Genomic DNA, 15,407 nt, shown 5'->3' with positions numbered 1-15,407 from the left:
CCCGGGGCCTGGGGGACGGTGTGCTTCGTCCGTACCTCAATCGGATCTTGATCTTGCCGTTGATCTTTGCCCTGGCACACAAAAAGCCTGGCCGTCGTCTCGGCCAGGCTCGGGGCGGACGCGATCCAGCCGGCCTTAGGGACGGCCGGCTGGCAGCGTCATTGGGTGGGTCCGCTCAGACGGTGATCGCCACGGACCCGGAAAGCCGTTCCACAAACTCCTCCGGGCAGTCCCGAAGGTTCTCCAACCGGCCGGCGGCCAGCGCCTTGTACGTCAGCGAGGCGGCTTCCTCGAGATTGCGGGCGCGCTTGTGCGCCAGCTCCACCGAGTCCCCCATGACCACGCAGCCGTGCTGGCTGAGCACCAGACAGTCGGTGCCGTCCGCGGCCATCGCCGCCGTCAGGGCGGCGAGCTCGGTCGTGCCCGGCAGCCGGAACGGCACGGTCGACACCCGGCGCAGATAGAACGCATGGTCCGTCGTGACGATCCGGATGTGCTCACCGAGCGCATCGAGCAGCAACGCCGTCTGCGGGTGCAGGTGCACCACGGCGTTGACATCCGGGCGGGCCCGGTAGAGCGCGAGATGCAGGGCGAGCTCGCTGGTCGGATCGACACGCGGCGGTGGCAGGGCGCCAATCGTCGCGGGCTCACCGTCCGTGACACGAACCGGCACGAAGGCCGCCCGGCTGAGCCGGTCGAGCCAGGCACCGCTCGCGGTGACCCAGATGGCTTCCTCGTCGGGGATCCGGGCGGACAGGTTGCCGCCGGAGCCGCAGACAAGGCCGGACTGGACCACGTCGTAACCCACATGCGCGAGCTGGTCACGCAGGTCACCGGGCACGTAGTTCACCCGTTCCTCCTCGAATCGCCAGGGGTGGCCAGGGAAGAGGTCTTCGGCCTGGCGTCACGCCCCCATGTTTCAGTGACGCCAGGCATTGCCCACGGATCAGCGAGCCTTCTTCGTCGCCCGCTTGCGGGGCGGCGTCAACAGGTCCGCAATGGTGGCAATAGCGGCAGGCACGAGGCGGTAGTACGCCCACACGCCCCGCTTCTCCCGCTCCAGCAGACCCGCCTCGGTCAGGATCCGCAGGTGGTGACTCACGGTCGGCTGCGAGAGGCCCAAGGGAGCCGTCAAGTCGCAGACACAGGCCTCACCGTCCGTCGCGGACTGAATAAGGCTGAGCAGCCGCAGCCGGGCCGGGTCGGCGAGCGCCTTCAGCACTCCCGCCAGGCGCTCGGCGTCAGCGCGTTCAATCGGCTCGCCGGCAAGCGGCGAGATCTGAGGCATCGTCATTTCCGCCAACGCAGTTCCCACGATCTCCATCCTTCCCCAACTGCATCGATTCTCCTGCATGTACGCAGGAACGAACCGGTTAACTTTCAGGCCGTAAGGCCGACATCGATCACCGTGTCGGTTGATCGCTGACGCGAGTCGGACTCTCGAACCGCGCCGCCCATCCGATCAACCTTTCCGCCGCACCGACTTCGGTCTCTGCCTCCTGCAACGCCTCAGCCGCCACTTGGTCGCTACCCATCCGTGTCGAGCTCTCGATCCCCTTCTGGAGGGTGAGCCAACCCACATTGTCGATTCATCGATTGTTTCGGTTCACCGACTGACAACGATGCTCGGCACGGAACGCGTCGACATCATCACGCCACGCTGCGCGATCAACAGGTCGCTACGCGCCTCACGACCCGATGAAAGCACGACGCCACGCTGCGCGACGGGCAATTCAGTGATGAATTTACCCAGGTCGTGCCGTGCCTTCATGACATCGAGCGTACTGGCTTGAAGGAAACCGGAATCTTTCGCCCCGCCGGGGCGGAACCGAACTATTGACCCAGGTCTCTACATGCCTCTGTAAAGAAGGTTTACCGATCAGACAACGGGTCTCGACCTTTCCGGCGACCATAGATGCAGCTCAAAGCAGCTAACACCGCCACGGTACCCATCCACCCCTCAAGATGACCTGGTAGCCGCGCTGTGAGAGTGCTGTGAACCCCAGGAATCACGTTTGTCCATCCAGGCGAAAACACCCACCGGATGGCCGATCTAGTGGTATCCGGACAGCCGATCGGGTGACGGTGAAGGAAACCGTCTGTACCCGTTCGAGTGACCCACAGTCGTCGATACGGAACCGGATCTAGCCGTCCTTCCGCATGGTCACTCTGATGACAACCGGCAGTATTCGTCATCGGATCCAGGCGCGGGCCGGTTCGGCGTCGGATCATCCGGCCGTGGACGGTCCTTGATGTGTCCTTGGCCACTCTCTGTAGCCGAAGTCACGTCTGGGATGGTGCCCGGACACTGCGTCACGGTGGCTGACGATCGTCGTTGGGACTCAGCCACTTATCAGCATCACTGGAAAAAATTTCCGCCCTGGGGTTGTCGGGAGAGGTCGTGGTCGGGTCACCCGACTGAGGCATGGTCGTACCCGCCAGAGACGCGAACCAATCTCAGAGAGGTCGATCGGTGCGCGCCCGCGCCTGTTCTTCGGGGAGTCGCCTTGGAGCCCCCGCTGACACCCACAGCCGAAGCCACACCCCGGCCCGGCCAAAATCGCGGCCTGCCCACGCACGGAACCGTGCCTCGCCCACGCGCGAAGCCGCGCATCACCCACACCCGAGGCCGCGGCCCCGCCCACGCGCGGAACCGCGCCCCGCCCACACCCGAAGCCGCGCCCCGCCCACGCGGAACCGCGCATCGCTCACACACGGAACCGAACCGGAGCCGCACCGATCCCCGCAGCCCGATCTAGCCGGAGCCGAGCCGCGCCAACGCCCGCAGCCGGCCCTCCCACAGACGAGCCGAGGCCGAGCCCCGCCCTCTGCAGCCGGAACCGGACCAGCACCGCACCGATCCCCGGCCCGATCTCGCCGGTAGCGGGCGCCGGGCTGCCGTGCCCTCAGGCGCGGTCTTAGCGGTTGGGCGTATCCGTGGACTTGTTGTCCTCCGACGAACTTGTAAGGCCGGACCCGGCAGCCCCAGACCCGGCAGTCTCAGCCGCAGAGCCCTCGGGCACTGCCTTCGACGCGCTGTCCTCGGGCGCGACCGCAGGCGCCGTGCTCGCAGGCGCAGTGCTCGCAGACTCGCTGCTCTTGAGCGCTGCATCTGCGGCAGTGGTCTGGGATGCCTGGGGCGCAGCGGCCTCGGGTGCGACGGTCGAGCTGGCGCGGTCAGGGGTGCTAACGGGAGCATTGCCGTCCGACGCTGCGGCCTGCGCGTCGACGGGTGCGCCGGTCGACGGGGTGGCTGCGGGCGACGGGGGCGAGAAGCCGCCGACCGGTGGATAGCCGCTCTGTAGGGCGGGCGGCTGGTCGGTCGATGCGTGAGCCGAATGGTCTACGGCGGGCGGCGCTGACGGGGTGCCGACGGCCGGTGGCGTGGGCATGGGCCGCATGTAGGCCGAAGGGTCTACGGACGGCGGCACGGGCGGAGTGAACCCGGCTGGACCAGGGGGTGCATACGGGGAGTTCTGCACCGGGGGCGCGTAGCCCGACGGGGTTCCCGAGGAATCGCTGGACGCAGTTCCGGGGAAGAACGGAGGGGCCGTCTCGCCGGAAGGCGCCCAGGAAGACGCCGTCGCATACGGCAGCCCCGGCTGCGATCCGTGGGGCATGCCCGGCTGCGGGGCGTAGGGCGACGCCGGGCCGCCAGGGGCAGTCGGCGCACCGTAAGGCGACGCCGGGCCACCGGGAGCGGTCGGCATTCCGTAGGGCGCGGCTGGGCCGCCAGGTCCGGTCGGCATTCCGTAGGGCGCGGCTGGGCCACCGGGTCCGGTCGGCATTCCGAAAGGCGTGGCCGGGCCGCCTGGGGCGGTCGGCGGGCCATAAGGCGAGGCCGGGCCGCCAGAGGTGCTCGGCGGGCCATAAGGCGAGGCCGAGCCGCCTGGAGCAGTCGGCGGGCCGTAAGGCGAGGCGGGACCGCCAGGCGTGCCCGGCATGCCATAGCCGGCCGACGAACCGTCGAAGGCTGTCGGCGGGCCATAGGGGCCGGCCTGCGGGCCGAACGGGCTGGGCGGACCGGCCGCACCGGGCGGACCGAACGGGCCTGCCGCACCGGGCGGGCCGAACGGGTTGGGGGCGCCGAACGGGTTGGGCTGGGGGCCGTAGGCAGGGTTGTGGGACTGCTTGGGGGCGTGGCCGAAGAAAGTGCGTGGGGCGACCAGGAGCATGGCGCCGACAGCGAGGTAGGCAAGGACCTGGAGGGCGGAGACGACGATGTTGAGGCCGATCCAACCTTCCGGGTACGCCGAGCTCAGCGCGTCGCTGATCGACCCCGGCGCCGGGTCGCCGGAGCGCTGCACCAGCACCGTGAGGAACGACGCGAGGCCGCCGAGCGTGCCCAGCACGGACAGCACCAGCGCAACCGTGCGCGCCACCCGGCTGCCCCGGCGCAGGCCCAGCCCCAGCACCGCGAAGAGCGCGAAGAACAGGATCGACAGAACCGCGGCGAGTGCCGCGTCCAGCCAGACGACGGTGACGAAGTTGTCCGCGGTCTCGCCGGTGGCCGCATCCCGGAACCGGCTGACCGTGCCGGGGGCGATGGCGACCGTGGCAACGGCATAGCAGAGGCCGGCCGCGCCCATCAGCCAGAGCAGGACGGACGCGGTCGTCACGGCAGGCGGTCGCTCGCCGCCGGGCGGCGGAGGCGCGGTGACGGGTGGCATGGCTGCGTACGACATCGATGGCTCCCGCGGTGTTCGGCTGGCAGAAACCTATCGCGTATCGAACACCCGCCGCGGGCGGACCAGAGCGCCTGTGGATAAACGAACCGGCCCGCCTGTGGACAAGCGGGCCGGTTCGGAAAAACGTCGGGCAGGATGGGCGGACGCCGATGGTCAGGCCGAGTCGCGCGGCGGCCTTTGCTCATCGGCGGGCGGAGCGGAGTGGGGCGCGGCCGGCGGCTGCTCGCCCTGTTCCCCGGAGGCCGAGGCAGCAGAAGGAGGTTGCTCACCAGACGACGACCCGGGCAACGACCCGGGCAACGACCCAGACGACGAGTCGGGCACCGAACCGGCCGACGAACCAGGCAGCGCGTCGGACACCGAACCGGCCGACGAACCAGGCAGCGCGTCGGACACCGAACCGGCCGGCGAGTCAGAGACCGGACCAGGCGCCGAAGCCGATGCGTCGGTGGACGTGCCGGGCACCGCCCCGGAAGGCGGGTCGGTAGGTGTGGGCGGCAACTGCCAGGGGTCACTCGGCGGACCGAACTCGTCCAGCGGCGAAGCCGGAGCCTGCGAGGCCGGCGGCCCGTAGGTAGGCGGCCCATAAGAGGGCGGCCCGTAAGCCGGGGGGCCGTAAGACGGAGGTCCATAGGCCGGCGGGCCATAGGCCGGCGGGCCATAGGCCGGGGGTCCGTACGACGGCGGCCCATACGACGGCGGCCCGGAGAAGGGCGGCGTCGACGAGGGCGGCGCGGACGACGGCTGCCACGGGTTGCCGGGCTCACCCGGCGGAACGGGCGGCGGGTAGGTGCCGGCGCTTCCCGGGTACGGCCCAGGTTGACCCGGGTACGGCTGGGTCCCGGCGGGCGGGCCGTAGGAGGGCTGACCCGGGTACGGCGGCAGACCGGGCGCGGGCTGCCCCGGCTGTCCGAAAGCCGGCTGCCCGGCCTGCGGCGACCCCGGCTGCCCGAAAGCCGGCTGCCCGGCCTGGGGCGACCCCGGCTGACCGAACTCGGGCTGACCGAACCCCGGCTGAGGCTGCCCAAAACCGGGCTGCCCAGGATGGCCGGCTCCCGGCTGCGCAGGCTGCCCGGGCTGACCGATTTGTCCGGGCTGACCGAACTGGCCAGGCGCGCCAAACTGGCCCGGCTGACCGGGCTGCTGCCCAGGGGCACCGAACTGGCCCGCCTGACCCGACTGCTCGGGCTGTTGCCCCGGCTGCCCCGGCTGCTCAAAGCCAGGCTGGCCGGGCTGACCCGACTGACCAAAACCAGGCTGGCCGGCCTGACCAAAACCAGGCTGGCCAAAGCCGGGCTGAGCCGGCTGACCAAAGCCCGGTTGTCCAGGCTGGCCAAAACCAGGCTGCCCATAACCCGCCGGATAAGCCTGCCCAAACCCTGGCTGCTGCCCATACCCCCCAGAGAACCCCGGCTGATACGGACTCCATCCACCCACCGGCTTCCGGAAGTACCGATTCGACGGCGGCACCACCAGCAAAATCACCGCAACGATCAGCGCCCCCAAAGTGAGCACCGTGAACCAGACCCCAACCGTCCCGAGCCAGTCCGGCACCACCCCCGCAAGCCGAGCATCCAACTCCCGCTGGGTAGGCAGCCCACTCGACCCACCCGACGACTGCCCCGCGACCACTTCCGCAAAGTCGCTGACCAGCACCGTCGTCGTAGCCGGCACGAGCACCGCGCAGCACATCAGCACCCCGGAGACGACCCAGGTGATCACCCGCGCCGGCTGCTTACCGCGAAGGTTGAAGAAGCCGAGCAGCCCCAACCCGATCGCGAAGATCAGATAGAGCACGACCAGCATCACCGAGAATCCGACGATGCCCCCGCCGAGCCCGTCGAGCTCCGTGCCGCTGTACGCCTCGTCGTAGACCTGCCCGGCCTGGCCGAGCCCGACGAAGGCGAGGATCGCATACCCCACCTGGGCCACGGCAACAATGAAGAGCAGCGCCGACGCAACGGTCACGGTAACTGGGCGACCCTGTGGCGGCGGCGCCGCCGAGTAGGGCGGCGGCGGATATGTGGGAACGGTCACAGAGTCCTCCTCTAGATCCATTCACGGTATCGGTCTCGAACCAGGTCCCGCGACCGGCACGCACGCTGGGCAACGCTGTGGCAACATCGGGCGACGATGACGCAAATGCCCGCAAAGGGTCGCTCGTTCGAGGGGCGACATGGCTGGACGACAGCACCTAGACTTGCATCTCGTGGCGTCCGTCAGGGACCAGAGACCTTCGACGACGCCCCTTGCCCACACGAGTCGCCCGCCCCGCTCATACATAGCCGGGGCCGAGGCAGACCGAATCCGGGCACCTTCCCGATTGCGCCGGCCGCGTGACCACACCGCGGCCGCCCCAGACCTGACAAGGACCGGTGAGTCCCATGCCGCACGCAGACACCCTGACCGTCGTTCACCATGACGACACCCGGACCCGATTCAAAGATGTCCGATATCAACTCCATCGAGACGGCATCCGCATCTGGTCCGCGGACGGCGAGCACGCCATCACCGACTTCCTGATGACCCACGCATACCGGCATCGAGAGTCGGTGTCATAGCAGGTCAGTGGCATAGCAGAAGGGCCCCGGGAGACCGGGGCCCTTCTGTGCAAGGAAAGTAGGAAGATCAGCCGCGCTGGACCGACAGCCCGTCCTTCGCCGGGTTCAGCGTGACCACCACGGTGTCGCCGTCCTGGATCTCCCCGGCCAGCAACGCCTTCGCCAGCAGGTCCCCGATCGTGGCCTGGACCAGCCGGCGCAGCGGCCGCGCGCCGTAGATCGGGTCATACCCGTGCTCGCCCAGCCAGTCCACCGCGGGCTCGGCCACCGACAGCGTGAGCCGCCGCTCGGCGAGCCGCGCCCGCAGCCGGCCGAGCTGGAGGTCCACGATCTGGACCAGGTCGTTCCTGGTCAGGGCGTGGAACACGACGATGTCGTCGAGCCGGTTCAGGAATTCCGGCTTGAAGTGCGCCCGGACCACGGCCAGCACCTCGTCGGTTCGTTCCTCGTCGCTCATGGTGAAGTCGGCGGTCGCCGAGCCCAGGTTCGAGGTCAGCACCAGGATGGCGTTGCGAAAGTCGACCGTACGGCCCTGGCCGTCGGTGAGCCGCCCGTCGTCGAGCACCTGGAGCAGCACGTCGAAGACGTCCGGGTGGGCCTTCTCCACCTCGTCGAGCAGGACCACGCTGTACGGCCGACGCCGCACCGCCTCGGTCAGCTGGCCGCCCTCCTCATACCCGACGTATCCGGGCGGGGCGCCGACGAGCCGGGCGACGGAGTGCTTCTCGCCGTACTCGCTCATGTCGATCCGGACCATCGCGCGCTCGTCGTCGAAGAGGAACCCGGCCAGCGCCTTGGCCAGCTCGGTCTTGCCGACACCGGTCGGGCCGAGGAACAGGAAGCTGCCGGTGGGCCGGTCCGGGTCGGCGATGCCGGCCCGCGCCCGCCGGACCGCGCCGGCCACCGCGGCCACCGCCTCCCGCTGGCCGATCACGTTGGCCTGCAGGGACTCCTCCATCCGGAGCAGCTTGGCGGTCTCGCCCTCCATCATCCGGCCGGCCGGGATGCCGGTCCACGCGGAGATCACCTCGGCGATGTCGTCGGCGCCGACCTCCTCCTTGACCATCGGCGGCTCGGCGTCCTCCTCCTCGGTCTCGGCGGCGGCCTCCATCTCCTTCTCCAGGCCCGGGATCACCTCGTAGAGCAGGCGGGAGGCCTGCAGCAGGTCGCCGTCACGCTGGGCCCGCTCCTGCGCCGCCTTCGCCTCGTCGAGCTGCTTCTTCAGCTCACCGACCCGGTTCAGCCCGCCGCGCTCGCGCTCCCACCTGGCATTGAGCGCGGTCAGCTCCTCCTCGCGGTCGGCCAGGTCGCGGTCGAGCCGCTCCAGCCGGGCCACCGACGCGGGGTCGGTCTCCTTGCTGAGCGCGAGCTTCTCCACCCGCATCCGGTCGACCTGGCGCTGCAGCTGGTCGAGCTCGACCGGCCGGGAGTCGATCTCCATACGCAGCCGGGAGGCGGCCTCGTCGATCAGGTCGATCGCCTTGTCCGGCAGGAAGCGGTCGCTGATGTAGCGGTCGGACAGGCTGGCCGCGGCGACCAGCGCGGCGTCGGTGATCTGCACCCGGTGGTGCGCCTCGTAGCGACCCTTGAGCCCGCGCAGGATGCCGATGGTGTCCTCGACGGTCGGCTCGCCGACCACGACCGGCTGGAAGCGCCGCTCCAGCGCCGGGTCCTTCTCGATGTGCTCGCGGTACTCATCCAGCGTGGTGGCGCCGACCATCCGCAGCTCACCACGGGCCAGCATCGGCTTGAGCATGTTGCCGGCGTCCATCGAGCCCTCGCCCTTGCCGGCGCCGACGACCGTGTGCAACTCGTCGAGGAATGTCACGACCTGCCCGTTCGAGCTGCGGATCTCCTCCAGCACGCTCTTCAGCCGCTCCTCGAACTGGCCCCGGTACTGCGCGCCGGCGACCATCGCGCCGAGGTCCAGGGAGACCAGTTTCTTGTCGCGCAGGCTTTCCGGCACGTCACCGGCGACGATCCGCTGGGCCAGGCCCTCCACGATCGCGGTCTTGCCGACACCGGGCTCTCCGATCAAAACCGGATTATTTTTCGTACGCCGGGAGAGCACCTGCACCACGCGCCGGATCTCGGCGTCCCGCCCGATCACCGGGTCGATCTTGCCGTCCCGAGCCAGCGCGGTCAGGTCGACGCTGTACTTCTCCAGCGCCTTGTAGGTCTGCTCGGGATCCGCGTTGGTCACCTTCCGGTCCCCACCCCGCACCTGGGGGAACGCGGTGACCAGGGCCTCCTCGGTGGCACCGGCGGTCTTCAGCGTCTGGCCGACCGCGCCGCCGACCCGGGCCAGGCCGGCCAGCAGGTGCTCGGTCGAGATGTACTCATCGCCGAGCGGCTTGGCGATCAGCTCGGCCTCGCCGATCGCGTTGACGAACTCGCGGGAGAGACTGGGCTCGGCGGTGCTCGAGCCGCGGGCGCTGGGCAGCTGCTCGACGGCGCGGGCCGCGGCCCGGCGGACGTCGGCCGGGTTGGCGCCGACGGCCCGGAGCAGCGCGGGCGCGGTGGACCCGGCGGTGTCGAGAAGCGCGAGCAGCATGTGCCACGGCTCGACCGTGGCGTGCCCGCTCTGTGCGGCGTTGGCCACGGCGCCCTTGATCACGTCGCGGCTCTTGGTGGTCAAACGTTCGGCGTTCATGAGCTCCCCTGATCGGCGTCCCACCGGGTGTAACCCAACAGACTTGAGCGTATTTCACTCAACTTTAATCTGCCCAGCAAAGGGCGCCGGAAAATCTCGGGGTGACGGACACCACCGCCGAGAGCGCTCTCCGACGGAAGCGCCGTAACGTGCAGGGAGTGACGCGCCTCCTGTCGCGGCGGCTGCTCCCGCTCGGCTTCATCTTCCTCGCCTCCGGGATCGCCACCGCGGTGGTCGGCCCGTTCCTGGGGCTCTTCCTCAGCACCGCGGTGCACGCCGGTCCGGTACAGGTCTCCGCGTTCCTGATCGTCGCCTCGCTCTCCGGCGTCGCGATGTCCCAGCTGATCGCCCGCGTCTCGGACCGTCGCCCGATGCGACGGACGCTGCTCATCGCGGCGGCCCTGGCCGGTTGCGCCGGCACCGGGCTGACCTCGGTGGTCCGCAACTACTGGGTCCTGCTCGCGCTGACCGTGACGGCGACGGCGATCGCCGGCTCGCTCTACCCCCAGTCCTTCGCGTACGCCCGACAGGTCCTGACCAGCGAGGATCCGACCCGGGCCGCGATGGGGATCAGCGCCCTGCGCACGGTCTTCTCGATCGCCTGGGTCGGCGGCCCGCCGGTCGCTGCCATCATTCTGGACAAAACCGATTTTCGGTACGTCTATAGCACCGCCGCCGTCCTTTACCTGGTCGCGGCCCTGATCACCACACGATGGCTGCCCGAGATCGAGGCCCCCGCCCCCACCACGAAGGACGGCCGGCCCGACGACGCCCGCCCGCCGCGCGTGATGTACCCGATCATCGGCGGCTTCGTCCTGATCACCACCACGATGGTTCTCGGCGTGCAGGCGATGTCGCTGTACGTCAGCACCGACCTGCACGGCACGATCGGCGACTCCGGCCTGGTCCTCGGGCTGTGCGCGGCCCTGGAGATCCCGCTGATGCTCGGCTTCGGCGCGCTCAGCACCCGGGTGCCGCTGCGCCGGCTGATCCTGATCGGCGCGGGGTTCGGGGTGGCGTATCAGGCGATGGCCGCGGTCGCCGGCTCGGTGTGGATGCTGGCGGCGGCCCAGGTGCTGAACGCGGTGTTCATCGCGGCCTGCTCGGGGCTGGGCATCTCGTACGTCCAGGATCTGATGCCCGCGCATCCGGGACGGGCCACGACCATGTTCACCAACGCCTTCCCACTCGGGCAGATTCTGGCGGCACCCCTGTTCGGCATCGCCCAGAAGTTCGACTACCGACTCGCGTACGTCATGAATCTGGGTCTTGCCCTTCTGGGTTTGCTTCTCCTGGCCGTTGCGAGAGCGCCGGCACGCACGGCGCCCGAACCGGTCTTGGAGATCAAGACCGAGAAGGCTTGACGGTTGCGACGAAAGTCACTCTCCGCGGGCTAACGTGGTGATCGTGCGCGTACGGGTGGAACAGACTCCGCTGCCGGGAATCGGCGTCCGACACGATCTCGTGACGTCCTCCGGGCGTACCGTCGGGGTGGTCTCCCACCGCAACGGCCGCCGGGACCTGGTGCTCTACGACGTCGACGACCCGGATGCCTGCCTGGCCTCGATCCCGCTGACCGACGACGAGGCGGAGGCGCTGGCCGACGTGCTCGGCGCGTCGCTGATGCTGGGTCAGCTGGCCGGTCTGCGCCAGCAGGCCGCCGGGCTGCTCACCGAGCAGATCGCGCTGCCGGCCGGTTCGCCGTTCGTCGGCCGCCTCCTCGGCGACACCCGGGCCCGCACCCGCACCAGCGCGTCGATCGTGGCCGTGCTGCGCGACCGCGAGGTGATCCCCTCGCCCGGCCCGTCCTTCCAGTTCGAGGCGAACGATGTGGTCGTCGCCGTCGGTACCCGCGACGGCCTGGACGGCGTCACCGCCATCCTGGCCGGCGACACCCACGGCTGACCGGTCGTGCATCACACCACGGTCCTGCTCATCGAGATCGGGGCCCTGCTGTTCGGCCTCGGAATGCTCGGCCGGGCGGGCCGGCGGTTCGGATTGTCGCCGATCCCGCTCTACCTGCTGGCCGGCCTCGCGTTCGGGCACGGCGGCCTGATCCCGCTCTCGGCCAGCGAGGACTTCATCGGGATCGGCGCCCAGATCGGGGTGATCCTGCTCCTGGTCATGCTCGGTCTGGAGTACTCGGCCGACGAGCTGGTCGGGAACCTGCGCTCGGCGGCGCCGGCTGGGGTCATCGACATGCTGTTCAACGCGCTGCCCGGCGCCCTGTTCGCGCTGCTGCTGGGCTGGGACGCGAAGGCCGCGCTGGTGCTGGCCGGGATCACCTGGGTGTCCTCGTCCGGGGTGATCGCCAAGGTGCTCGGCGACCTGGGCCGGCTCGGCAACCGGGAGACCCCGGTGATCCTCTCGGTGCTGGTCATCGAGGACCTGGCGATGGCGTTCTACCTGCCGATCGCCACCGCGGTGCTGGCCGGCGCGGGGCTGCTCGGCGGCCTGAGCACGCTGGGTGTGGCGGTGGTCACGGTGGTCGCGGTGCTGGTGGTGGCGATCCGGTACGGCACCGTGATCAGCCGGTTCATGTCGGTGAAGGATCCGGAGGCGCTACTGCTGAGCGTTTTCGGACTGACCCTGTTCGTCGCCGGGGTGGCCGCCGAGCTGAAGGTCTCCGAGGCGGTCGGCGCGTTCCTGGTCGGGATCGCGCTCTCCGGGCCGGTCGCGCACCACGCCACCGAGATGTTGTCGCCGCTGCGGGACCTGTTCGCGGCGGTGTTCTTCGTCTTCTTCGGGCTCTCCACCGACCCGGCCGACATGCCGCCGGTGCTGCTCCCGGCGCTGGGCCTGGCCGTGCTGACGATGCTGACCAAGGTCGCGACCGGCTACCTGGCCGCCCGGCGCACCGGGATCGCGCTGCCCGGGCGGCTGCGGACCGGGCTCGCGCTCACCCCGCGCGGCGAGTTCTCGGTGGTCATCGCCGGGCTCGCGGTCGCGTCCGGGGTGGAGCCGCGACTCGCTCCGCTCGCCACCGCGTACGTATTGATCACGGTCATCTCCGGCCCGATGCTGGCCCGCCTGCCGGACTACGCGTGGTTCAAGAAGCTGGTGCGCAGACGGATGGCCGCACAGCGTTCCACGGCAAAACCCCTGCCCAGCGTTGAGTGATCTTGGTAACCACCGATGCGACCAGGAACCGAGCCAAAAGTTACTGTCCAGTATCTGAATGTGAACACTTGACACTTCCGTTCATCCCTTGATCGCGCTACCGTTGCGCCGCGACGACTCTCTGTATTGGGACGTTCGACACGTGCGACGGACAGTGTGATCCTTGTCGCGGTACGAACGGGTGAATAAGGCGGCGGCGTTGAGTGTGCGAGAGGCGACTTTCAGCGGGTTCGACAACCCGGTCGATCCCCGGCCGGCCGAACTGGAGGCGTGGGCCTACCACCCCGAGGCAGTACCACTGAGCTCGATGCCACGGGACTGGGACCTGCTGATCTCCGGTGACGTGCTCGGCCCGACGCTGTTCGAACTGGCCATGGACCGGCAGTGCCCGGCCCGGCGGTTCGCGCAGCACTGTATGTACATCTACGCGGCGGACGGCGTTCGACAGAACGCGACCAGCCAGCGCAAACGGCGGCTCAAGAAGTTCATGGAGCGCGCCGAGCAGGTCGGCGACGAGCCGATGCAGATCTGGGCGCACAACTGCCGGGTCCTGATGACCCGGCCGGAGTTGTTCGACCACCACGACTGGATGGAGGGCGGCCTGGTGCGCAACCCGCGCCGCGTCGGCCTCTTCAACCGACGGTAATCAGTCGGTAACTACATGCAGTGACGGCGGCCTTCCGACATCCGGAGGGCCGCCGTTCTGTGTTCGGAACCGCTCATCTGTCCGGTGAGCGACGCGGGCGCCAGACCACGAGAGCCGTCGAGTGGGTCTCCTGACGAACAAGATCACCCCGGTTCGTGTACGGATTCATCGCCTCCACCTGGGCCAGCCGGGTATACGCGTCGTCGAGTTGCTGCTCCAGCTCGGCGACCCGGTGCTGCAGGTCACCGACCAGCTGCTCGAGGCCGATGATGCGCTTGATGCCGGCCAGGTTGACGCCCTCCTCCTGGCTCAGTTTCTGCACTTCACGGAGCAGCGCCACGTCACGCTCGCTGTACCGCCGGCCGCCGCCGCCGGCCCGGCCGGGCTGCACCAGGCCGAGCCGGTCGTACTGCCGCAGCGTCTGCGGGTGCATCCCGGCGAGCCGGGCGGCCACCGAGATGATCAGGACCTTCGCGTCGGAGGCCTGTTCCACCGAGATGCTGATCTCTTCATACATGTGCCACCTCCGGAAGGTCCCTAGACGGCCTTGCGCAGGCGCGCTTCGAGCCGCTCCCGCCCGGCAGGCGGGGTGAGTTTCGCGAACGTCTCCAGCGCGTCCCGGGCCTCACCGGTCACGCCGGACGGGATCTGCACGTCGACGGTGACGATCAGATCGCCCGACTGGCCCTCCTTGCGGGCCACGCCCTTGCCCCGGGCCCGCAGCTTGCGACCGCTCGGCGTCCCCGCCGGCACCCGCAGCGTGACCGGATTGTCCAGGGTGGGCACCCGCAGGTCGGTGCCGAGCACGGCCTCGGCCAGGGTGATCGGCACGGTTAGCGTGAGGTCGTCGCCGCTGCGCCCGAACAGGTCGTCCGGACGCACCTTGACCTGCACGTACAGGTCGCCGGCCGGGCCACCCCGGTCACCCGGCTCGCCGCGGCCGGACAGCCGGATCCGCTGCCCGTCGGCGACGCCGGCCGGGAATCGCACGTTGATCGTCCGGCTCTTGGTGACGCCACCGCTGCCCCGGCACTCCGGGCACTTCTCGTCCACGATGCTGCCGGAGCCCTGGCAGTCCCGGCACGGCTCGGAGAAGCTGAACGAACCCTGGTTGCTGGAGATCAGGCCGGTGCCCTGGCATTTCGGGCAGGCGCGCGGCGTGGTGCCGGGCTTCGCCCCGCTGCCGTGACAGGTGTCGCAGGCGCCCGGGGTGCGCAGGGTCAGCGGGAGCGTGGTGCCCCGCACGGCCTGCGCGAAGTCCAGCGTCACCTCGGTCTCCACGTCCCGGCCGCGCTGCGGGCCACGCCGCCCGGCCGGAGTGCCGGCGCCACCGCCGGAGAAGATCGAGCTGAAGATGTCCGAGAAGCCGGTGCCGCCGAACCGGCGATCGGCGCCCCCGGCACCCGCGCCGGCCCCGCTGAACCCGCCGAACAGGTCGGACGGATCGAACTGGGCGCCACCGGCACCGGGCCGGCCCGCGCCACGACGAAACGCGCCGGAGCCGAACAGGGAGCGCATCTCGTCATACTCTTTGCGCTTCTTGTCGTCGGCCAGCACGTCGTACGCCTCGGAAGCGGCCTTGAATTTCTCTTCCGCTTCCTTGTTGTCCGGGTTGCGGTCGGGATGCAGGTCGCGGGCGAGTTTCCGGTACGCCTTCTTGATCTCGTCGGTTGAGGCGGACTTGTTCACGCCGAGAACGGCGTAGAAGTCCTTCTCGAGCCAGTCCTTCGAGCTCACTC

General features: G+C 69.6%; 12 protein-coding genes. 4 read left to right on the top strand and 8 right to left on the bottom strand.

Going from position 1 to position 15,407, the window contains the following annotated elements; all coding sequences use genetic code 11:
* Positions 1-175: 175 nt before the first annotated feature.
* The 6 genes from L3i22_RS00480 to clpB all read right to left on the bottom strand — a co-directional run bounded on the left by L3i22_RS00480 (position 176) and on the right by clpB (position 9,902).
* Positions 176-850 (bottom strand): class II aldolase/adducin family protein, encoded by a 675-nt coding sequence (locus L3i22_RS00480; RefSeq protein WP_221325040.1) that lies wholly within the window; start codon positions 848-850, stop codon positions 176-178.
* 96 nt (positions 851-946) lie between these two features.
* Positions 947-1,324 (bottom strand): helix-turn-helix transcriptional regulator, encoded by a 378-nt coding sequence (locus L3i22_RS00475; RefSeq protein ID WP_067701749.1) that lies wholly within the window; start codon positions 1,322-1,324, stop codon positions 947-949.
* A gap of 282 nt (positions 1,325-1,606) precedes the next feature.
* Entirely contained in the window at positions 1,607-1,771 is a 165-nt protein-coding gene (locus tag L3i22_RS00470) for a hypothetical protein (protein ID WP_221325039.1), read from the bottom strand.
* Positions 1,772-2,918: 1,147 nt separating this feature from the next.
* Positions 2,919-4,619, bottom strand: coding sequence for a hypothetical protein (locus L3i22_RS00465; protein ID WP_221325038.1), 1,701 nt, complete (start codon positions 4,617-4,619; stop codon positions 2,919-2,921).
* Positions 4,620-4,841: 222 nt separating this feature from the next.
* The gene (locus L3i22_RS00460; RefSeq protein WP_221325037.1) at positions 4,842-6,656 is read right to left on the bottom strand and encodes a hypothetical protein; all 1,815 of its coding nucleotides are present in this window, start codon (positions 6,654-6,656) and stop codon (positions 4,842-4,844) included.
* 660 nt (positions 6,657-7,316) lie between these two features.
* Complete coding sequence (gene clpB / locus L3i22_RS00455) at positions 7,317-9,902, bottom strand: ATP-dependent chaperone ClpB (protein WP_221325036.1); 2,586 nt, start codon at positions 9,900-9,902, stop codon at positions 7,317-7,319.
* Between the two features lie 158 nt (positions 9,903-10,060).
* Between clpB and L3i22_RS00450 the strand changes: the two genes are divergently transcribed.
* The 4 genes from L3i22_RS00450 (at position 10,061) to L3i22_RS00435 (ending at position 13,668) form a co-directional block, all read left to right on the top strand.
* Entirely contained in the window at positions 10,061-11,266 is a 1,206-nt protein-coding gene (locus L3i22_RS00450; RefSeq protein ID WP_221325035.1) for a sugar efflux transporter, read from the top strand.
* 43 nt (positions 11,267-11,309) lie between these two features.
* A complete protein-coding gene (locus tag L3i22_RS00445; RefSeq protein WP_221325034.1) occupies positions 11,310-11,807 on the top strand; it encodes a cation:proton antiporter regulatory subunit in 498 nt (165 codons plus the stop codon).
* A 6-nt stretch (positions 11,808-11,813) separates the two neighbouring features.
* Positions 11,814-13,022, top strand: a complete 1,209-nt coding sequence (locus L3i22_RS00440; protein WP_221325033.1) for a cation:proton antiporter — start codon at positions 11,814-11,816, stop codon at positions 13,020-13,022.
* A 199-nt stretch (positions 13,023-13,221) separates the two neighbouring features.
* Entirely contained in the window at positions 13,222-13,668 is a 447-nt protein-coding gene (locus L3i22_RS00435; protein ID WP_221325032.1) for a hypothetical protein, read from the top strand.
* Positions 13,669-13,741: 73 nt separating this feature from the next.
* Here L3i22_RS00435 and L3i22_RS00430 read toward each other — a convergent pair whose 3' ends face one another.
* Entirely contained in the window at positions 13,742-14,185 is a 444-nt protein-coding gene (locus tag L3i22_RS00430; protein ID WP_221325031.1) for a heat shock protein transcriptional repressor HspR, read from the bottom strand.
* Between the two features lie 20 nt (positions 14,186-14,205).
* Positions 14,206-15,405: a molecular chaperone DnaJ gene (gene dnaJ / locus L3i22_RS00425; protein WP_221325030.1), complete on the bottom strand. Its 1,200-nt coding sequence runs from the start codon at positions 15,403-15,405 to the stop codon at positions 14,206-14,208.
* Between the last annotated feature and the right edge of the window lie 2 nt (positions 15,406-15,407).

Origin of the sequence: Actinoplanes sp. L3-i22, assembly GCF_019704555.1 — a bacterium.
Classification (GTDB): domain Bacteria; phylum Actinomycetota; class Actinomycetes; order Mycobacteriales; family Micromonosporaceae; genus Actinoplanes.
This window is presented reverse-complemented; position numbering and strand designations above follow the sequence as displayed.